The sequence below is a fragment of the Flavobacterium chungbukense genome, assembly GCF_020805785.1.
Classification (GTDB): domain Bacteria; phylum Bacteroidota; class Bacteroidia; order Flavobacteriales; family Flavobacteriaceae; genus Flavobacterium; species Flavobacterium chungbukense.
Genome location: NZ_JAJGZV010000001.1, coordinates 806,234 through 826,527 on the forward strand (window position 1 = coordinate 806,234; position 20,294 = coordinate 826,527).

Annotated in this window: 15 protein-coding genes; 9 read left to right on the top strand and 6 right to left on the bottom strand. The window is 33.2% G+C overall.

Annotated features, from left to right (window positions below):
* Window positions 1-90 precede the first annotated feature (90 nt).
* Together pdxH and LL966_RS03430 are read left to right on the top strand one after the other, a co-directional pair.
* Entirely contained in the window at window positions 91-735 is a 645-nt protein-coding gene (pdxH, locus tag LL966_RS03425; protein ID WP_229350208.1) for a pyridoxamine 5'-phosphate oxidase, read from the top strand.
* A gap of 173 nt (window positions 736-908) precedes the next feature.
* Window positions 909-1,412 carry a CAP domain-containing protein gene (locus tag LL966_RS03430; protein WP_229350210.1) on the top strand — a complete coding sequence of 168 codons (504 nt, stop codon included), beginning with the start codon at window positions 909-911 and terminating at the stop codon, window positions 1,410-1,412.
* Between the two features lie 125 nt (window positions 1,413-1,537).
* Here LL966_RS03430 and LL966_RS03435 read toward each other — a convergent pair whose 3' ends face one another.
* From LL966_RS03435 to LL966_RS03450, 4 genes are all read right to left on the bottom strand, one after another.
* The gene (locus tag LL966_RS03435; RefSeq protein WP_229350212.1) at window positions 1,538-3,481 is read right to left on the bottom strand and encodes an OmpA family protein; all 1,944 of its coding nucleotides are present in this window, start codon (window positions 3,479-3,481) and stop codon (window positions 1,538-1,540) included.
* A 13-nt stretch (window positions 3,482-3,494) separates the two neighbouring features.
* A complete protein-coding gene (locus tag LL966_RS03440) occupies window positions 3,495-4,406 on the bottom strand; it encodes a PorP/SprF family type IX secretion system membrane protein (RefSeq protein WP_229350214.1) in 912 nt (303 codons plus the stop codon).
* A 144-nt stretch (window positions 4,407-4,550) separates the two neighbouring features.
* Window positions 4,551-11,132 (bottom strand): HYR-like domain-containing protein, encoded by a 6,582-nt coding sequence (locus tag LL966_RS03445; RefSeq protein ID WP_229350216.1) that lies wholly within the window; start codon window positions 11,130-11,132, stop codon window positions 4,551-4,553.
* A gap of 16 nt (window positions 11,133-11,148) precedes the next feature.
* On the bottom strand, window positions 11,149-11,586 hold the full coding sequence (locus tag LL966_RS03450; protein ID WP_229350218.1) for a hypothetical protein: 438 nt from the start codon (window positions 11,584-11,586) through the stop codon (window positions 11,149-11,151).
* A 613-nt stretch (window positions 11,587-12,199) separates the two neighbouring features.
* On the opposite strand from LL966_RS03450, the gene LL966_RS03455 reads away from it, so the two are divergent.
* From LL966_RS03455 to LL966_RS03475, 5 genes are all read left to right on the top strand, one after another.
* Complete coding sequence (locus LL966_RS03455) at window positions 12,200-12,688, top strand: SixA phosphatase family protein (RefSeq protein WP_229350220.1); 489 nt, start codon at window positions 12,200-12,202, stop codon at window positions 12,686-12,688.
* A 2-nt stretch (window positions 12,689-12,690) separates the two neighbouring features.
* The gene (ppk1, locus tag LL966_RS03460; protein ID WP_229350222.1) at window positions 12,691-14,769 is read left to right on the top strand and encodes a polyphosphate kinase 1; all 2,079 of its coding nucleotides are present in this window, start codon (window positions 12,691-12,693) and stop codon (window positions 14,767-14,769) included.
* Between the two features lie 33 nt (window positions 14,770-14,802).
* The gene (locus LL966_RS03465; RefSeq protein WP_229350224.1) at window positions 14,803-15,693 is read left to right on the top strand and encodes a Ppx/GppA phosphatase family protein; all 891 of its coding nucleotides are present in this window, start codon (window positions 14,803-14,805) and stop codon (window positions 15,691-15,693) included.
* 112 nt (window positions 15,694-15,805) lie between these two features.
* Entirely contained in the window at window positions 15,806-16,366 is a 561-nt protein-coding gene (locus tag LL966_RS03470; protein ID WP_229350226.1) for a Crp/Fnr family transcriptional regulator, read from the top strand.
* Window positions 16,367-16,580: 214 nt separating this feature from the next.
* Window positions 16,581-17,159, top strand: a complete 579-nt coding sequence (locus LL966_RS03475) for an NAD(P)H-dependent oxidoreductase (protein ID WP_229350228.1) — start codon at window positions 16,581-16,583, stop codon at window positions 17,157-17,159.
* 48 nt (window positions 17,160-17,207) lie between these two features.
* Here LL966_RS03475 and LL966_RS03480 read toward each other — a convergent pair whose 3' ends face one another.
* Together LL966_RS03480 and dnaX are read right to left on the bottom strand one after the other, a co-directional pair.
* A complete protein-coding gene (locus LL966_RS03480; RefSeq protein ID WP_229350230.1) occupies window positions 17,208-17,495 on the bottom strand; it encodes a DNA polymerase III in 288 nt (95 codons plus the stop codon).
* A 374-nt stretch (window positions 17,496-17,869) separates the two neighbouring features.
* Entirely contained in the window at window positions 17,870-18,955 is a 1,086-nt protein-coding gene (gene dnaX, locus LL966_RS03485) for a DNA polymerase III subunit gamma/tau (RefSeq protein ID WP_229350232.1), read from the bottom strand.
* Window positions 18,956-19,183: 228 nt separating this feature from the next.
* Here dnaX and LL966_RS03490 point away from each other — a divergent pair, with 228 nt between their 5' ends.
* Together LL966_RS03490 and LL966_RS03495 are read left to right on the top strand one after the other, a co-directional pair.
* Complete coding sequence (locus LL966_RS03490; RefSeq protein WP_229350234.1) at window positions 19,184-19,789, top strand: hypothetical protein; 606 nt, start codon at window positions 19,184-19,186, stop codon at window positions 19,787-19,789.
* A gap of 46 nt (window positions 19,790-19,835) precedes the next feature.
* Window positions 19,836-20,285, top strand: a complete 450-nt coding sequence (locus LL966_RS03495) for a nuclear transport factor 2 family protein (protein WP_229350236.1) — start codon at window positions 19,836-19,838, stop codon at window positions 20,283-20,285.
* The last annotated feature ends 9 nt before the right edge of the window (window positions 20,286-20,294 follow it).

Genomic DNA, 20,294 nt, shown 5'->3' on the forward strand with positions numbered 1-20,294 from the left:
GGCTTCTCCCGAAGTCTCGGAACGCTCAGCCTGACAAACTTGAAACTTGAAACAAAAAAATCTAAAATCAACAATCTAAAATAATAAGTCATGAGCGATTTAAGTAATTATAGAAAATCATACGAGAAGAGCGAATTATTAGAAACTAATATTCCAGAAGATCCTATTAATCTTTTTAATAAATGGTTTCACGAAGTAGAAGATTTCGGTGGAAGCGGTGAGGTAAATGCTATGACTGTTTCTACAATTGGTTTAGATGGTTTTCCGAAGTCTCGTGTGGTGTTACTAAAGAAATTTTCTGAAGAAGGATTTATATTTTACACTAATTATCATTCTGAAAAAGGAAAGGCAATTGAAAACAATCCAAATGTTTGTTTGTCTTTTTTCTGGCAGGAAATGGAACGTCAGGTAATTATTAAAGGAATCGCGCAAAAAACTTCCGAAATTATTTCAGACAATTATTTTGATTCACGTCCCGACGGAAGCAAGCTCGGCGCTATTGTTTCTAATCAAAGTGAAGTAATTCCGTCAAGGGATTTTTTAGAAGAAAATTTAAAGAAAATTGAAGCGGAGTTTGAAGGAAAACCAATCCCAAGACCTGAAAATTGGGGAGGATATATTGTCACACCGTTACAAGTAGAATTTTGGCAGGGAAGAGCTAACAGACTGCACGACAGGATTCGTTATACCAGCCAATCAGACTTTACATGGAAGATTGATAGGCTTTCTTCTTGATTTGTAGGAAAATTATATTTCATTAAAAAAAAGAGATGTATTTCATCGATTAATTTTGTAGTTTAGCGATAGATTGAATATGTTTGGTAAAGAAAAACAAAGGATATTTATTCAAACATAAATTTAAAGGATTTGCCCCACATTTACTTTAAACTGCTAAAATGCTGTTGATTATGAAAAAGATTAAGCGCATCATGTTGTTCATTGCGATTCTAATCGCAATGAACTCATGTTCTGCAGATACCGCCGAAGGAAGCGTGGATAATAATCCAATCGAAGCGCTCGTTACTAATTATTCTTACAACGACTCAGAACTTTCAATAATAAAGCTGATAAACGAATACCGTGTTAGTGTTGGTTTAAATACTTTAGAAAGAGTGAATCATATATCTTCTAAATGTGAAGAGCATAATGTTTATATGATTGAAAATAATGTTGTAGACCACAATGATTTTGTCAAAAGATCTGAAAATATTACTAGTGTTTTAGGAGCCAAAAAAGTTGGTGAAAACGTTGCCTACAACTATAAAACTCCCGAAGCGGCTTTGAGAGCTTGGTTGGAGAGTCCAGGCCACAAAGCAAATATCGAAGGTGATTATACACATTTCGGTATAGCTGTAACAACAGATGCAGCTACTGGTAAAAAATATTACACTAACATTTTTGCTAAGCTGTAACAAAAAATTGAACTGGTTGGTTTTTTAGAGATCGTTGTAATTTGTAGAGTTACAACGATTTTTTTGTATAAAAAAAGCTGTCTTTACGGACAGCTTTTTCAGATGGTTATGTTAGTAATTAAAAATTACAAAGCAGTTATAATAAACTCACTTCGTCTATTCGCTTGATGTTCTTCTTCGGTGCAATTAACGCCATCAGAACATTTATTTACCAGTTGTGTTTCGCCATAGCCTTTTCCGGTTAATCGATTTGGCGATATACCATTTTTAATAAGCCATTTGATGGTAGATTTTGCTCTTCTGTCAGACAAAGCGGCATTGTATTGATGTGTTGCTCTACTGTCTGTATGCGAACGAATATCTAATTTCATTGTTGGATTTTCATTTAAAACCACTAATATTTTTTCTAAATCTAAAGCAGCTTCTGTTCTAATATTCGATTTGTCTAAATCAAAATAGATCATTTTAATGCCAAAACATACTCCTAAATCATCACCAATAGTAACTTTACAGCTTGATTTTTCTAAAGCAATTGGAAGACTTGTTGTACCAGTTGTTTTTGAAATGGTTACAGTTACTTCTTTTGTCGTATATTCTGGTTTTTCAGCTCTAACAAAATAGATTTTTCCGCATTCTACAGGGAAAGTATATTTTCCTGATCCATCACTAAAAGTTTCATTTTTGATGTTCATTTGATCATCATATAAAGTCACTTTTGTGCCTAGCAAAATGGTTCCTGTTTGAGCATCTGTGATTACGCCTTCAAGCTTTTGCTCACATTTTAGTTTTCTTGTTTCTAAGAATTTGTAAATATCATCAGAACCTTGACCACCATCTTTATTTGAAGTAAAATAACCTCTTCTTGAAGTTGGATCAATAAGGTAGGCAAAATCATCTTTAGGAGAATTTACATCTGCTCCAACATTTTGAACATTACTGATTTTTCCGTCTTTATCAATATTAGCAACAAAAACATCTAAACCTCCAAGTCCAGGATATCCGTCTGATGAAAAATAGATTTCATTTTCTTTAGTCACAAAAGGAAAGGTTTCTTTTCCTTCGGTATTAATATCCTTTCCAAGATTTTCAGGAGTTCCAAATCCGTTATTCGGATTAATGCTAACTTTGTATAAATCAGACTGACCGATAGAACCTGGCATGTCTGAAGAAAAATACAATGTTTTTTCATCAGGACTTAATGCAGGATGCGCTGTACTGTAATTATCGCTATTAAAAGGCAGTTCAATTATATTACCCCATTTATTATCAGCACCTAAAGTTGCTTTATAAATCTTTATCAAAGTAATTCTATTGTCATCTTTTCCTTTTTTACCATTGATGTAATTGTTTCTAGTAAAATAAACGGTTTTACCATCTTGAGTAAAAACTGGAGAAGCTTCGTGAAATTTGGTGTTGATAGCCGATTTTAACTTTTTGACTTTGCCTGGATTTCCATTTTCAGGATTTACGTCAGCATTGTAGATATTAGTAAAATATTCGCCTGTCCATTGGTGTTTGCGTTTCGAAAAATTTCCAGTATCTCTTGCCGATGCAAAATATATTTTGTTGTTATAAACAAAAGATCCGTAATCTGAGTATTTACTATTTATACCAGCATCTTCAATTTTATATCTTCCTGAATTAGCTTTAATTTCATCCAGATAATTTACATTGTCTTTATAAAGTTTACCTCTAACATCATCTTTTGATTTCGTATAAAATTGATCTAAAAGCGAATTAGCTTTATTGTTTTCACCAATTGATTTTAGAGATTGAGCATATCTGTAATAATATTCAGGTTCTACAGAAGTATTCATACTAAACAATTCACCATACCATTTTGCGGCATTGGCAAAATCAGAATTAAAATAGTAAGAGTTTCCTAGCTTTTTAAACATATCCTCAGATTTGTATCCTTTATTGGCTACTTTTTCATATGTTTTAATAGCGTCTACATAAGCATAACTGTCATATTTCTTATCTCCAGAAGCTATTTTCGCTTTTTGCGCATAACTGCCAAATGAAAAAGCACTGATAATGGTTAAGAGAAGTAGTGTATAGTTTTTCATGATGCGATGTTTTTTAGAAGAAACGAGGAGTTGTCATTTTACTATTGTATTTGAAAAGTTCGAAACGAAGGAAGATTTCATGCGAACCAGAATTATACTTTCTCAGTCTGGTTGTTTCATTGTCATACCCGTATCCAAGATATAAGCCTTCAGTAAGTTGAAATCCAGCCATGGCACTTACTGCTGCATCCCATCTGTAGGCAACACCAAGAGTTAGTTTTTCGAAGAATAAAAAGTTTGCCGATGCATCAACCTGAAGAGGAGCTCCTTCAACCATTTTAGCTAAAACTGCTGGTTTGAATTTTATTTCCTGAGAAAGATCAAAAACATAACCTCCCATTAAATAATAATTGATTTGATCCTTATAAATTGCTACATCATTATCATCATAACGATTGGTCTGAATGAAATTTGGCACAGATAATCCGATGTATGCTTTACTAGAATGCCAGTAAATTCCAGCTCCTATATTTGGAGAAAAGTCGTTATTTAAGTTTTGAAATTGTTTATCTCCAGCTGTTTCAGGATCAAGTTTGTTGATGTCAAGATTGAAAATGTCTGCAGTACCTTTTACTCCAAACGAAAGTTTCCATGATTCTGATGTTGGAACAGTATAAGAAAGATCTACAGAAAATTGATTTTCGGTTGTAGGTCCAATTTTATCATTAACTAAAGATACACCAAGTCCAACATTACTATTATTAATTGGCGTATTAACAGATATTGCATTGGTTTTAGGTGCTCCATCTAATCCTACCCATTGATCACGGTGTAATGCAAAAACGCTTAATGCACCACGAGAACCAGCATAAGCAGGATTTATGTTAATTGTATTGTACATATATTGCGTAAACTGCGCATCTTGCTGTGCATAACCGCTATAGGTAACTAACAGAATGACGAAAAAAAATAATTTTGTTCTCATAGTAAATGGATTATTTTTATTATTACTATTGGCTTTTAAAGTGTTAAAAATCAATGTAGTATTTCATGTATGCTTGTTTTCTTTTTTTACATGAAATTTGATAATACACTGCAAAGTTTATTTGCAGTGTATTTTGGTTGGTTGTTATTTGGATAGATATAAATAACCGCTTAATTGGTTGTTTTGAAGGTTATTATTGCCGTCTAGAGACTTATAATGTATAATATAGAAATAAGTTCCAGTAGGTAATCCGTCAGCTTGTTGAACAGTTGTTCTTCCTCTTGAAATTCCATCAAAAGCATTTGTTGCATTGTTGTAATTTTTAGTTTCAAAAACTAAAATACCCCAGCGGTTATAGATTTCGACAGTGTTTTCAGGATAACAAGTTAAATTATCAATGTTATCAATTTTGAATGTGTCATTTACTGTGTCACCATTCGGAGAGAAAGCATTGTGAGGATATACATTTTCACAAGCCAAAACTTTGCAATCGTCATTTACTTCCATATTTAGAATGATGCTTCTAGGACATCTTTCGTCGGCAATTAGGTATTCTAAAGTATAATTTCCTAAAGCCAATCCAAATGGGTTAAATATATTTCCTTGAAGTGCATTTGAATTACTTCTGTCTACCCATGTTCCGGTTGTTGGACTTCCTTCTGGAAGCAAACTAGTCAAATTAAGAAGCGATGAATCGTCTGTACAAGCTGTACTGCTAAATTGAGTTGTACCATTAGGAACTACAACAATTGTAACGATAGCGCTGTCGCAGTTTTCAGAACTTAGTTTGTCGCAGATTCTATAGCTGTAAGTATAAGTTCCTGCTGGCGTTAAACTTGATACCGTAACATTTCCAGAATTGCTAATCGTAATATTTGGATCTGTTTTGCTATTGTTATCGCTAAGAAGTGTAAAGTTTACTATTTCTAAAGTAACAGGAGTTATGCCTTTTAAATCATTACTTAAAACATTCCCCACTATTCCAAAAGTGTTGCAACCAATATTGCTGTAAGTGTCGTCATTGGCAACAACAGGAGTTGGAGGTGCTGCTGGAGTAGTGACTGTTACTGTAACTACGGCAGTATCACAATTTCCAAAATCAGCTTTTTCGCAAATTTGGTAAGTCAATGTATAGGTTCCTGCAGGTGTATTTGGAGCAACATTAACTGAACCGTCAGGATTTAACGTTAATGCTCCTTTTGGATCAGGAATAGTTGTTGTTAATGTAACGTCGTTTATATTTACTACAGTGCCATTTAATGTATCGTTGGTTAAAACATTTACGATATTATTAGCTCCAGTTACTCCATTTATAGGACCGGCAGTATCATCATTAGCAATAATTGCAAATGTTGGGCGAGCTGTACAATAAGGATCAGAAGGAGGATAATTTACAGTAATGGTTTCACTTGGATTCAGAGAAAATGTCAAATTAGCCGTCGGACGCAATTTTTCAAAACCATCCGCACCTTGAACCCATTTATTATTTTCGTAAACCCATCCTGGCCAATCAATTCCTTTTCCATTACCATCTACAACAGCTCCAGGCCATAAAATACGTCCACTTAATGGTTGATTATTCATTGTTGTAATAGCATTATTGCTGCTATCAGACCATACAATGCTTACACCGTTTGTAGGAGTAAAGTTTAAAGCTGTTACCACATAATCAATATACGGAACATCGTTTACGCATATTGGAGTTGCAGAAACTGTAATTTTTGGAGCCACAATAGTAATAGTAACTGTTGCCGTATCGCAATTATTAGTTTGATTGGCTTCACAAATTTGATATACCAAAGTTAATGTTCCTTCTGGTGCATTTGGTAATACATCTACAGAACCATTTGGATTTAGTTGCAAAAATGGATTTGGTGTTACTGTTGTCAAAATAACATTTGATGGAGTGGCCGCTGCACCATCCAGAGTATCATTTGAAAATACATTCAAAACATTTGTTGTAGAATGATTAACACCAGTAATTGGTCCAGCAGTATCATCATTTGCTATAATAACTTTTTTGCAGTTTATGGTAAATGTCTGAACTAATTCAGTCTTGTTTCCAGCACAATCTGTTAATGTATATGTTCTCGTTACGATGTTTACGTTTCCATCACATCCGTTATTTGTATCTTTTACGGTGATGTTAACAGTCGAACTACAATTATCCGCCGCATCTTTAATATCCGTTGCACTTCCAGCAGGAATTAAATCAATGCTTGCTAAATTAGTTACATTCGAAGGAGCTGTCCCAGTTGGAGCAGTTGTGTCTCTCACTGTGATGATTTGTGTGTAAGAAACTGTATTTCCTCCGCAATCACTAGTTTTCCAAGTACGTGTTAAAGTATAATTAGAAGAACAGCCATTTTGGATATCCGATTTTATTTCAGAAAATACTATTGGTAAGTTTCCATTACAATTATCTGAAGCTATCATTTCTGCGGCTTCTGGAACAGCATCACATGAAACAGTAATATTCTTTGGAAGATTTCCTGTAAACGTTGGAGCTGTAGTATCTTGAATTGTAATTATTTGAGTGAAAGTGCTAGAAGTATTTCCGCAGTCATCTTTAACAGTCCAAGTGTTGGTGTAAGTTCCTGCATTCGCACATGTTGCCGAAGCCGTAAATGCACCACTTACTTTTACAATATTTGTTACGTCTGTATCGCAAGAATCTGTAGCAGTTGGAAATAATGTTTGAGCATTCGCTAAAGCATTGGCATCGCTACATTCTATAGTTTTGTCTAAAGATCCAGCTAAAGTTGTCCAAGTTGGAGCAGTAGTGTCTTGAATTGTAATTATCTGCGTGAAAGTGGCAGAAGTATTTCCGCAGTCGTCTTTAACAGTCCAAGTATTGGTATAAGTTCCTGCATTTCCGCATCCAGCAGAAGCTGTAAACTGACCGCTTACTTTTACAATATTCGTTACATCAGCATCGCAAGAATCTGTGGCAGTTGGAAATAATGTTTGAGCATTCGCTAAAGCATTGGCATCGCTGCATTCTATAGTTTTGTCTAAAGATTCAGCTAAAGTTGTCCAAGTTGGAGGAGTAGTGTCTTGAATTGTAATTATCTGCGTGAAAGTGCTAGAAGTATTTCCACAGTCGTCTTTAACAGTCCAAGTATTGGTGTAAGTTCCTGCATTTCCGCATCCAGCAGAAGCCGTAAATGCACCGCTTACTTTTACAATATTCGTTACATCAGCATCGCAAGAATCTGTGGCAGTTGGAAATAATGTTTGAGCATTCGCTAAAGCATTGGCATCGCTGCATTCTATAGTTTTGTCTAAAGATCCTGCTAAAGTCGTCCAAGTTGGAGCTGTATTGTCTTGTACAATAATGGTTTGTGAAACAGGAAGCGAAATGTTACCGCAAGCATCTTGTGCTGTCCAAGTTCTTGTTTTAGTATAAGAACCTGCGCAATTTCCAGCAACAATGTCATCTACATAAGTTAATGAAGAAACGGTTCCACTATTATCAGTTGCAGTTGCTTGAGCAAAAACTGGTTCTGCTGGACAATTAATTGTTGTTGTCTGCGGTAATTGATCGATGATTGGTTTGATAGAATCTCCATCTAAAATTGTAAAAGACTCATTAATTTCACATCCGTTTGCATCTGTTATTTTAACACTATAACTACCAGCTGCAAGATTATTTGCAGTTGCAGTTGTTTGTACGGGAGTTGTATTCCATAGGTAAGTGTAAGCAGCCGTTCCTCCAGAAACAGTTACGGTTGCAGATCCTGTGCTGGCTCCTCCGCAAGAAACATCTACTTGTGATTTTGCAGCAGTTAAAGCTTCAGCAGGCTCGCCGATTATAACTGAATTAGACTGAGAAGAACAATCATCAGTTACGGTTAAAGTGTAAGTTCCCGCAGGTAAACCTGAAGCATTAGCAGAAGTTGAAATCTCAGCATTTAAACTGTTTTTCCAAGAATAAGTTACTGTTCCAACTGCATTTGTTACTGCGCCTGCAGTTAAAGTTCCAGTACTTGTACCAAAACACAATGCATCTGTTTTAGAAGATATAGCTAAAGTTAAACCTGCAGATGGCTGAGAAATAGAAATGGTTAAAGTTCCAGTACAGCCATTACTATCTGTTGCTGTAACTTCATAACTTCCTGCTTCCAGATTAGTTAAACTTTGAGAAGTTCCAGTATAAGCAGTACCATTTTTTTTCCATGAATAAGTATAAGGTGCCACTCCTCCAGAAGTATTTTCTACAGTAATAGAACCTGTAGATTGATTGAAACACTTCACATCCACATGTGACGCAACAAGTTCTGTTACAGTTACAGTACTTTTTGTAACGATAACTGGTTTTATATCGAAACAATTAGAAGCATTAGTTCCTTTGATGTAATAAGTTCCAGGAACAGCTTCAGCAAAGTTTGCGTATGGAACTGTTGCTGTTGCATCAGTCCAATAGGTATATGTTAATCCTGATGTGCTTCCAGCTGTAATACTTGCAACACTTAAATCTAATGAAGCAGCAGGTGAACAAATCGGAAGTGGATTAGTTATAGTAATTGTTGGTTTGTCATTTATATTAACTACAATTGCTTTTTTAGGACCAATGCAAGCATTAGTTTTTCCTTCAGCAACGTAATAAGTAAATTGTCCAGCCACAGCTGTAGAAGGAGTAATGGATTGCTGAGCTGTTGAGGTTAAAGTCTCATAATAGTATAATGTGTACTCAGGTTTCGTTGGTACAGCAGTTAAAACAGTAGCAGTATCACCAATACAATAATTTAACGGACTTGTAATGGTTGGCGTTGTTGTAATGCTTTCAATGGTAATTGTAAATTGAAAATAACATCCCGCAGCAGCTCCTGGTGGAATTGCATAATAAGTCGATGTTCCAACAGTTGCAGGGAACGGATTGTTAATGGTATACTGAGCTGTTGTTCCAGCAACTACTGGATAAGCATTGTAAAATGTTGATCCAGTAGGAAATGAACCCGTCACATCTGTGACAGGAATTGATGATGATCCGTTACAAAAAGTAAACGTAATTATTGGCGGTGTTGCCTGACAGTTTGTATTAGTGTAATTTGCTGAATCTATTGTTGTTTGAAGCGGGCCAGCTATCGAAGCTCCCATACAGCTTCCAGATGTTGTATAGCCTAATATCAAAGATTGGTCAGCTACCGTTACGGTAGAATTGGCTCCTTTTCCGCTTAAATACCCATTTACTTGAATAACATTACTACAGTTAGAATTTTTTAATAAAGCACAATTTTCTGTAGATTTCAATGAGAATGTCAACTCTCCTAAAACAGTATTAGGATCAGCAGGTAATGGTAAAGTTCCTAAATCCCAAACAATTGATCCGTTTGCACCAAGTGTTGGCTCGTAAGTCAATGCATTTGGACTAGGATCAGGAGTAAAATTTATAGTTTTATTTAAACTTCCAAGTGCAAATGTTGCATTGTAAGGAATTGGAATAACAAGTTTGCTGTTTTGGACAGCTTCCGTTCCTCTATTTTTTATCTGAACTTTATAACCAAGTTCCTGACCAGGCAAAACAGTATACGGACCTGCGCCTGCGGGGCTTCCATTAATTGTAGTTGCGGTAAGCACACCTTCAATTTCTGGAACATAGGCATCTACGGCCATCACAATAGAAAAAATGGTGTAGCTATCAACGGTAGAACCATATTTAAAAGTGGTAGAAGTCTGGTTATTTCCAATAATATCTTTATTCTCATTCGGAAGCTTAAACATACCAATATCAATCCCTGAATTATTAACTAAATTAGGGTTTCGGTCGTTTCCGCCTGTGTTAATTGAGGAGTTAAAGAAGTTGTTTGGAGAATTTCCAGGTCGGCTTAACTTCAAATAGTCGTTGGTGTTTAATTTTTGTATCGAAAAATAATCACCATCATAATTAATATCTCCTTCACCAGCCATTACCCCAAGTTTAACATCTACTGGACCAGAAACAACAGAATTAAATCCGGAAACTGGAAATGTAAAATCTGCAGTGATATTATTTTGTACAAAGGCATGTCCGTCAAAAACGGTAATATCTCTGTTTTTCATTGAAGAATTTTCGTAAATAACCACGAGACCCCATCCAGCATATTTTCCAATTGCCCCACCATCAGTACCTTCCGCTGCAGCAATATTTGCAGCAAAATATTCTCCAATTCCGTTTGCTCTTACGTAATCGGTAACTTCCGCGTAAGCGCTAAACATATTTTGATCTTTATCTGTTGGAAAATAGATGTCAGTTGCAGTAAACTCATCATAAGTGCTGTCATTTGGACCTTTAAACAAAATTTTTCTTTTGTCCAAAGTTTTGTCTACACCATTGTGATTCACAACAAAAGAGTTTGGATTAACTGGCGCATCAGAAATTCGTCCTGACCAGTACAATCCTGCATATATAATATTGGCGCAATTGGTTAATTTTGTTCCATTATCATCTAACAAATTCAAGGTTGCCGAAGAAGAATTAAGTGTTTGAGCATCATTATCCGTGTCAACATAAATTGTCGGGTTAGTACCATTGGTGTAGGTAACATCATAATCTTGTAAAGTCAGATTGGTGTTTCCAATCATAGTAAAATCTCCCTTAATTTTATAAATTGTTTTGGTAGGAGAATAAGAAGAAGTTCGTTCTTTAAACGGTACAATTACCTGAGAATTTATTTCATTAATGCCTGCAAAAAGCATTAAAAAGAAATAAAAAACCGCTAAATATTGAGAGTAGTATTTTTTCATAGTCATAGCTTTTTAATTATCCACCTATAGAAATTTTATAAAGAATAACATATTTTGAATCATCATTTTTAATGAGATTGTTGATCAGAGAAGGAGTTGTTTCGATTTCTGTAGTAATGAAAATGTATTTCAATTTTTCAAAACCAGAAAAAGAATTCAGATTGATGGATTGGCTTAAATCGCTAGATTTTTTAATTTTAATCGTTACAATTTCGATATCATTTTTTAACGAAACAGTACTGTTGATACTATTTAGAGAATTAATGTCAGCGAATAAAGCAGTCGGATGGTCTCCGTAAACTTTTGTTCCTCCAGAATTAGAATAAACAGCCGATTGTAGATCATACAAAAGATGTTTGAGATGGCTAAGCTTAGAATCTTGTCCTGATTTTTTTAAGGATGTTAAGTACGAATCGACATTTTCACTTTGAGCAAATGAAAAAGTTGTTGTCAAAGAAAACAGTATGAAAAAAATATTTTTTTGAAAAATGTTCCTCTTCGAGAAAAAAATAAACTTACAATCGGTAACAAATTTTACTGCTTTTTCAAGAGTAGATTTAGTTTTCATAACTTATGATTTTGTTTAAAAGTATTTATGAAATTTTAACAGATTCAAAGTTATATGAGAGTTTTTCTATTTAGATTTTTTTATCTGTAACTAACCTAAAAACTCGTTGAAATGTATTTTTTCTATAAAAAAAAGCGTTAAAAAGAATGTTTTTTAACATAAAAATGCTAAAAATGTAACACGTTTTTTTTGCTTTTTTAGTTAAATTTTGAAGTTTTTAAATATTATAAGTAATTAATAATCAGTTATTTAGTTAAATTTTTACTAACTTGTATAATGTCGACCAAATACTAATTTCCTAGATGAAGTACACTAAATGTATTTTTTTTACAAATTCAATTTTTTCGATATTAACATATTATAAAGAATGGATTCTTGTTAAAATTTCATTTAAATGTTAAGGGAAATAAAAAAAGGAAAAGGTTTAAAATTTCTTTTGTAAATTAGAACTTGATTAAAATTATTAATCTCCAAATCTGGGTTTTAAATTTTACTGCTTATGAAAAATCTCATTTTAATACGTCATGCAAAATCAAGTTGGGAAGCACCATTGAAAGATTTCGATCGCCCATTAATGAAAAGAGGAATTTTAGATGCACATGACGTTTCATTACATATTTCTAAATATCTCCCAAAAACGTATATCATTTGGAGCAGTACAGCTGCAAGAGCTTCAGAAACTGCTTTAATCTTTGCTCAGAATATTTCTTATCCCATAGAAAGCATCGTTTACAAAGACGATTTGTATACTTTTGATGAGAAACAACTAGAAAAAGTTATCAAATCGTGTGATAATAGTTTAGAAAGCGTTATTCTTTTTGGACATAACGAGGCTATTACAAATTTTGTTAATAAATTTGGAGATGTTTTTATTGATAATGTTCCAACTTCGGGATTTGTATCCTTACAATTTGATGCCGAAAGCTGGGATACAATAAATAAAGGCAAAACACATAAAACTATTTTCCCCAAAGATTTAAAATCATAACAGTGTACGAACAGAAATATATCGATAGAGAAAAAAGCTGGTTAGCGTTTAATGCAAGAGTTCTTCAGGAAGCCGGAGATAATACGGTTCCACTTTTAGACAGATTGCGTTTTGTTGGAATTTTTTCAAACAATTTAGACGAATTTTTTAGGGTTCGATATGCCGCTATTAGAAGATTGAGCCTTTCTGGTATTTCTGGTGAAAAATATTTAGGCGGAATTTCTGCTCATCAATTAATTAAAGATATTACAGATATTGTAATTCAGCAGCAATCTGAAAGTTTGCGTATTCTCGGAAATATTGAAACTGAACTAGAAGCCGAAAATATTTTTATTATTAACGAAACACAGATTACACCTAAACAAGAGTGTTTTTTAAAAGATTTTTATAATCAAAAGCTTAGTCCGGAATTAGTGACCATCATTTTGAATGATTTGGCGGTTTTTCCGATTCTAAAAGATACTTTAGGATATTTAGCAGTTCGTTTAGAATTAAAAAATGATGAGGTTCGTTATGCTTTAATCGAAATTCCTAAAAACATAAATCGCTTTGTTGTTCTTCCTTCTGATGACGAGAAACAATATGTAATTTTAATTGATGATGTGATTCGTTTTAAACTGAAAAACATCTTCAATATATTTGATTATAAGAGTGTATCTGCACACATGATCAAAATTACGCGAGATGCGCAATTGGATATCGATAGTGATTTGAGTAAAAGTATGCTTGAAAAAATCGCTACATCTGTAAAAGATCGCCGAATTGGTGAACCTGTTCGTTTTATCTATGATAGTTTAATTGAAGATGATACGTTGCATTTCTTTTTAGATAAAATGAAAATCGTAGAAACAGATAGTATAATTCCGGGCGGTAGATATCACAATCGTCGTGATTATATGAGTTTTCCTAATTTAGGTCGTTACGATTTATTGTATAAACCCAATGAGCCTTTGCCAGTTCCAGGTTTAAGTTTGGAGGGAAGCATTTTAGAAAAAATAAGCAAAAAAGACTATTTAGTGCACGCCCCTTATCAGTCTTTTTCGTATTTAACGAAGTTCTTGCGCGAAGCGGCTTTAGATCCAAAAGTTACAAGTATCAAAATTACATTGTATCGTTTAGCTAAGAATTCGCAAGTAATTAGTTCGTTGATCAATGCTGCTAAAAACGGTAAAAGGGTTGTAGTTCAAATCGAACTTCAAGCGCGTTTTGATGAAGCTTCGAATATTTCGTATGCAGAACAAATGCAAACAGAAGGAATCGAACTTATTTTTGGAATTAAAGGTCTTAAAGTGCACAGTAAAATTTGTGTTATTGAAAGAATGGAAGAAGGTAAAAATCGCCGTTATGGATTTATTTCTACCGGAAATTTTAACGAATCAACGGCAAAAATTTATACCGATGTAACGCTATTAACTTGCCATCAGGGAATCTTAAAAGACACTTCAAAAATATTTGAGTTTTTTGATATCAATTATAGAGTGCACAGATACAAGCACTTAATTGTATCGCCACATTATACAAGAACTAAATTTATAAAACTGATAGATCGCGAAATTCTTCATGCTTTGGCAGGAAGAAAAACACACATAAAGCTTAAAATGAATAGTTTATCAGATTTTAAAATGATTGATAAACTTTATGAAGCAAGTAACGCAGGAGTTAAAATTCAACTTCAGGTAAGAGGAATTTGCTCTTTAATTCCAGGAATTCCAGGAATGAGCGAAAACATCGAAGCGATAAGTATTGTAGATAATTATTTAGAGCATACAAGAGTTTATATTTTTGGAAACGCAGGTTTGACAGAAGTTTATATTTCGTCTGCCGATTTTATGACCAGAAATCTTGACGGAAGAGTCGAGGTAACTTGCCCAATTTATGATCTTGAAATCAAAAAAGAATTGATAGATAACTTCAATATTGCTTGGAAAGGAAATGTGAAAGTGAGATATCATTCTTATAAATTAGATAATAAATATAAGCCGAAAAACCATCATGCCCCATTTAGAGCACAATTTGAAACCTATAAGTATTATCAAAATAAAGTAGCGATACTAGAAGAGGTTCCTCAAAAAATAAGTTAATAATAAAAACCAATTTCAAATCATAAAGTGAGCATGATTAACATTAGGAAATTTGCAGCAATAGATATCGGTTCAAATGCCATGAGGCTACTGATTTCGAATGTTGTAGAACAAGAAGGGAAAGAACCGCAGTTTAATAAAAGTTCCCTTGTTCGTGTGCCAATTCGTTTAGGGCAGGACGCTTTTACAGTTGGAGAAATTTCACCAGAAAATATAGATCGAATGATTGATGCTATGAAAGCATTTAATCTTTTGATGAAAGTACATAAAGTAGAACGTTACATGGCGTTTGCAACTTCTGCAATGCGTGAAGCGTATAATGCAAAAGAAGTGGTGGCTTTAATTAAGAAAAAAGCCGACATTAAAATCGAAATTATTGATGGTAAAAAAGAAGCGGCAATTATTGCTTCTACAGATCTACATCACTTAATTAAATCTGACGAAACTTACCTTTTTGTGGATGTTGGAGGTGGAAGCACAGAGTTTACCTTATTCTCTGATGGAAAACTAATCAATTCAAGATCTTTCAAAGCAGGAACTGTACGTTTATTGAACAATATGGTTCATGATGTTGTTTGGGATGAAATAGAAAAATGGATTAAAACAAACACAGCAGATTACGATGAAGTTACTTTAATCGGATCTGGTGGAAATATCAATAAATTGTTTAAAATGTCTGGAAAACAGCAGGAAAAACCGCTTTCATACATTTATGTCAATTCACAATATGCATTTTTAAATTCATTGACTTACGAGCAAAGAATTGCCGAATTAGGTTTGAACTCTGACCGTGCCGACGTAATCATCCATGCAACACGTATTTATCTGAATGCGATGAAATGGAGTGGTGCGCGCCAGATTTATGTTCCAAAAATCGGACTTTCTGATGGTATCGTAAAAGCGATGTATTATGGTAAAATTTAGTATTTAAAACTTTTTTCTGCCACTAATTACACGAATTTCCACGAATTATTTTTTAAGTTTTACAGATAAAAAATTAGTGTAAATTCGTGTAATTGGTGGCAAACATTTTTTTATGAAATCAATTTTTCAATCCATTCAAGATTTTTCTGCTGACGAATTAAATCTTTTAGATGATTTAATTACGTATCGAACTTTGAAAAAAGGAGAATTGTTATTGACGGAAAATCAGGTTTGCAATGAAGTTGTTTTTATAAAAAAAGGAATTCTTCGTTCCTTTTTTGTTAATCATAAAGGTGACGAAATCACCAATTGCTTTGCTTTTGAAAATGAATTTATGGCCTCTTTTGCCAGTTTTATTACCCAAGAAAAAGCAGAAGAAAATATTCAGGCTCTTGCCGATACAGAATTGCAGATTCTAAATCGTAATGGTTTAGAAAAACTATATCAATCGGGTTCAAACTGGCAAGAAACGGGTAGAAAATTAACCGAATTAGAATTTGTAAACCTGCACAAAAGAATGGTTTCTTTTCAAAAGTTGTCAGGTTCGCAACGGTACGAAGAACTTTACAAAAACCATCAAAAATATTTGCAGTTAATTCCGCTGCAATATTTAGCTTCTTATTTAGGAATTACACCAAGACATTTAAGCAGAATTCGAAAAGCCATAGCTTAGATTAGTTTTATTTCACGCAGATTTTAAAAGATTTAAGCTGATTTGCGCAGATTATTTGCTTTAGTTTTATGTAAAATCTGCTTAATCGAAATATTCATATGTTCATTTTTATCTGCGAAATCTGCATGAAAAATCATACAGTTAAGAAAAGTTTTTCAGGACATTTGTCTAGTAAAATAAAATGTACTAAAAGTATTTTTGAAAAAATATTGATATGAAAAAAATACTGATTATAAACGGACATCCAAACGCTGAAAGTTTCAATTTCGGAATTGCACAATCGTATAAAAATGGCGCTTTAGCTTCTAATGCTCAAGTAGAAACTATCGTAATTACCGATTTAAAATTCAATCCAAATCTTCAATTCGGTTATCAAAAACGAACAGAACTAGAACCTGATCTTCTGAAGGCTTGGCAAAAAATACAAAATGCAGAACATTTAGTTTGGATTCATCCTGTTTGGTGGGGTGGACTTCCTGCAATTACAAAAGGTTTTATAGATCGATTATTTTTGCCAGGAATGGCGTTTCAATACCGCGAAAATTCGGTTTGGTGGGATAAATTACTAAAAGGTAAAACGGCACATATTATCACTACTCTAGATCAGCCGAGTTGGTATTACAGATTTTTTTATGGAAGACCAAGCGTTAATCAATTGAAGAAATCAACTTTAGAATTCTGTGGTGTAAAACCTGTAAAAGTCAGTTATATAGGAATTGTTAAAGGTTCTAATGAAGAACAAAGAAAAAAATGGCTTGAAAAAGTCTACCGTTTTGGACTTCAAAATAAATAAAAGCTTGTTACAAATTACCAGAATTCGGATTGTGGCAAAAACAAGAGATTAAAGATTTATATCCAGTCCAAATGTAGTACGTAAAAGTTCAATGCTTGGATTGATTTCTAAGAAACGATTGTATCGATCTTGATCGTTAAAGGCTCTTACTGCTTTAATCTCTTCGTTTACAATTACTTCAATTGTAATGTCATGATTATGCAAGTGACCTTTTAAATATCCTAATAAACCATTCATCTGACCTTCAAAATCCAATTTGGAACCTTCATTTGGAAGTTCGTAAGTAATTGTTGTCCCATTTAATGTTGGATCGCTGATCAATAGAATTGATTCCATGATCTTAAGCCCTTTTTGGCCTAAGCGTTCCGCATATTTGTTCCAGTGAAGACGCATATCAGTTTCGTTAAATTCCTCAGTAAGTAAAACAGAAGTAGGTTTAACATAAGATTTACTGCTTGCTTCCAATTCTTTTTTCTTGCGGATACTGGCAAGCGAAAAAGCAGAAACTTTTGGCGTGCCATCTGTTTCCGTTTTTGGAGGCTCTGGAGTTTGAACTTTCGGAGTTTCTGAAATTTGTTCTGGCTGAGAACTTACAGTCTTTGTTTCTGTTGCCGTTTGAATTGCTTGGTTTTCAACTTTAGAATTATCAGACTTTGGATTAGTAACTTCAACTATCGAATAGCCACCATTTTTAAAGTAAACGGGAGGAATTATGAATTGCTCAGCTTTTTTTTTTCTCCATCAAAGTTGATAGAGGCTAATTGCATCAAACATAATTCAACTAAAAGACGTTGATTTTGACTCAATTTGTATTTTAAATCACAATCGTTTGCAATATCAATTCCTTTTAATAAAAATTCCTGAGAACATTTTTGAGATTGAACGGCATACATTTGCTGTGCTTGTTCTCCAACTTCTAATAAAGCAATCGTAGAAGGCGTTTTGCTTACCAACAAATCTCTAAAATGAGACGCTAAACCTGCAATAAAATGATGTCCGTCAAAACCTTTTGCAAGAATATCGTTGTAAGCTAATAAAAGCTTCGGAATTTCATTTTCTAAAAGTAAGTCGGTAATCGAAATATAAGTTTCGTAATCTAAAACGTTTAGGTTTTCAGTTACAGCTTGACGCGTCAAATTTGTTCCGCAATATGAAACTACACGGTCAAAAATAGACAAAGCATCACGCATAGCACCATCTGCTTTTTGAGCAATAATGTGCAGTGCATCGTCTTCAAAATTGATTCCCTGACTTTCAGCAACATCAGCTAAATGTTCTTTAGCATCTTTTACCGTAATTCGCTTAAAATCGAATATCTGGCAACGAGATAAAATCGTTGGTAGAATTTTGTGTTTTTCTGTTGTTGCTAAAATGAAAATAGCATGTTTTGGCGGTTCTTCTAATGTTTTAAGAAAAGCATTAAAAGCAGCCGAAGACAACATGTGGACCTCGTCAATAATATAAACTTTATATTGACCAGTTTGCGGCGGAATTCTAACTTGATCAATCAAGCTTCGAATATCGTCAACGGAGTTATTAGAAGCAGCATCTAACTCAAAAACGTTAAAAGCAAAATCTTCATTAGGATCATCATATCCAGGCTGATTAATTTTTCTAGCCAAGATACGCGCACAGGTCGTTTTACCAACTCCACGCGGTCCTGTAAATAAAAGAGCAGAAGCCAAGTGATTGGTTTCTATAGCATTCAACAAAGTGTTGGTAATGGCTTTTTGCCCCACAACATCCTTAAAGGTCTGCGGGCGATATTTACGTGCCGATACTACAAATTGTTCCATATTCTTTTTTATTCGATAGCAAATATAGAGTATAATTTAATGATTTAAAAATTTTAAAATTGAAAGATTTTTAAGTGGTTGAATTATAGAATAAAATATCTTTTTTGTTTAAAATATTTTTTAAACAGTATTATTTTCAAGTTTGTTTTTCATTTGAATTGAAAAATTTCAAGAACATATTTTGTAATAAAAAATGTGCTATTTTTAATTCGAAATAAGATGAAACCAATGAAGCGAATAATATTTTTTACAATTTTATATTTCTATATTTTTTCAGGTATTGCTCAAAAACAACATTTAGAGCCTGTATCTCTAGATCAGAATACTAAATCGGATTTGTATTATATAAGTTTATTCGATAAGCTTTATGAGGATTTGAGTAAAGACAATTCTTTTAGATACGCTGTTGTTCCTTCATTTTACCCAGAATACGGTTTTTCTGTTGAAAGTAAAAAAGAGAAATATTTTATAATTTCAACTTCATTGTCTGAAAGTTATTGGTATTCAAAGAACAAAAAAAAGGTCAAATTTTCTACTCAGAAAAATAAAATTGATAAAGAACTTTATGAGCAAATTGGTAAGATATTTAAACTTTTAGAAGAACAAACAAAAGAATATGAAGAACTAAACTTTGTAACCGATGGTGTGAGTTATTATTTTATAACTACAAATAAGGATGGGAATAATAAAACAGGAAAAATCTGGTCGCCTTCAAAAGAATCAACATTGGGCAAATGGATTTTTGTATGTGACAAATTATATCATTTTAAGAAGAATAAAAATTATAATTTTAAAAAAGAAATTGGTGATATTATTTCTGTTTTAGAAAAATAGAAGAATTAATAAAAGTTTTAAATAATAAAATCTAAATCCATTTGGTATGAAAAAATATTTATTAGTCATTACAATTATATTTTATTCGTTTAAAATTCAAGCACAAACTGCGCAAGATACATTAGATATTAAACGCGTTGCTTTGGCTTATATAGAGTCGCAACATACTCCAAATCCTAAACTTATGGAAGGAGCACTTCATCCTAGAATGGTTAAAAGATCAGTTTTTAGAAATAAAACTGCACAAAAAGATTTTATCTCAGAATTCTTTGCAGAAAATATGGTCATACTCGCTGAAACTTATAATGTAAAAGGAGATAAATTTCCTAAGAATCCGCGAAAAGAAGTAAAATTATTAGATGTGTCTGCAAAAACAGCTTCTATAAAATTATATGCAGATGAATGGATTGATTATATGCATATTGTCAAAACAAACGGAGAATGGAAGATTATAAATGTTCTTTGGCAATATAATGATGTGTCAAAACATGAATAATTAAATTTT

Coding starts and splice junctions, on each gene's coding strand:
- LL966_RS03465 (WP_229350224.1), top strand. CDS start 14,803: ATGATTAACATTAGGAAATTTGCAGCAATAGATATCGGTTCAAATGCC.
- LL966_RS03440 (WP_229350214.1), bottom strand. CDS start 4,406: ATGAGAACAAAATTATTTTTTTTCGTCATTCTGTTAGTTACCTATAGC.
- LL966_RS03435 (WP_229350212.1), bottom strand. CDS start 3,481: ATGAAAAACTATACACTACTTCTCTTAACCATTATCAGTGCTTTTTCA.
- dnaX (WP_229350232.1), bottom strand. CDS start 18,955: ATGGAACAATTTGTAGTATCGGCACGTAAATATCGCCCGCAGACCTTT.
- pdxH (WP_229350208.1), top strand. CDS start 91: ATGAGCGATTTAAGTAATTATAGAAAATCATACGAGAAGAGCGAATTA.
- LL966_RS03455 (WP_229350220.1), top strand. CDS start 12,200: ATGAAAAATCTCATTTTAATACGTCATGCAAAATCAAGTTGGGAAGCA.
- LL966_RS03480 (WP_229350230.1), bottom strand. CDS start 17,495: ATGGAATCAATTCTATTGATCAGCGATCCAACATTAAATGGGACAACA.
- LL966_RS03475 (WP_229350228.1), top strand. CDS start 16,581: ATGAAAAAAATACTGATTATAAACGGACATCCAAACGCTGAAAGTTTC.
- LL966_RS03470 (WP_229350226.1), top strand. CDS start 15,806: ATGAAATCAATTTTTCAATCCATTCAAGATTTTTCTGCTGACGAATTA.
- LL966_RS03430 (WP_229350210.1), top strand. CDS start 909: ATGAAAAAGATTAAGCGCATCATGTTGTTCATTGCGATTCTAATCGCA.
- LL966_RS03445 (WP_229350216.1), bottom strand. CDS start 11,132: ATGAAAAAATACTACTCTCAATATTTAGCGGTTTTTTATTTCTTTTTA.
- LL966_RS03490 (WP_229350234.1), top strand. CDS start 19,184: ATGAAGCGAATAATATTTTTTACAATTTTATATTTCTATATTTTTTCA.
- LL966_RS03495 (WP_229350236.1), top strand. CDS start 19,836: ATGAAAAAATATTTATTAGTCATTACAATTATATTTTATTCGTTTAAA.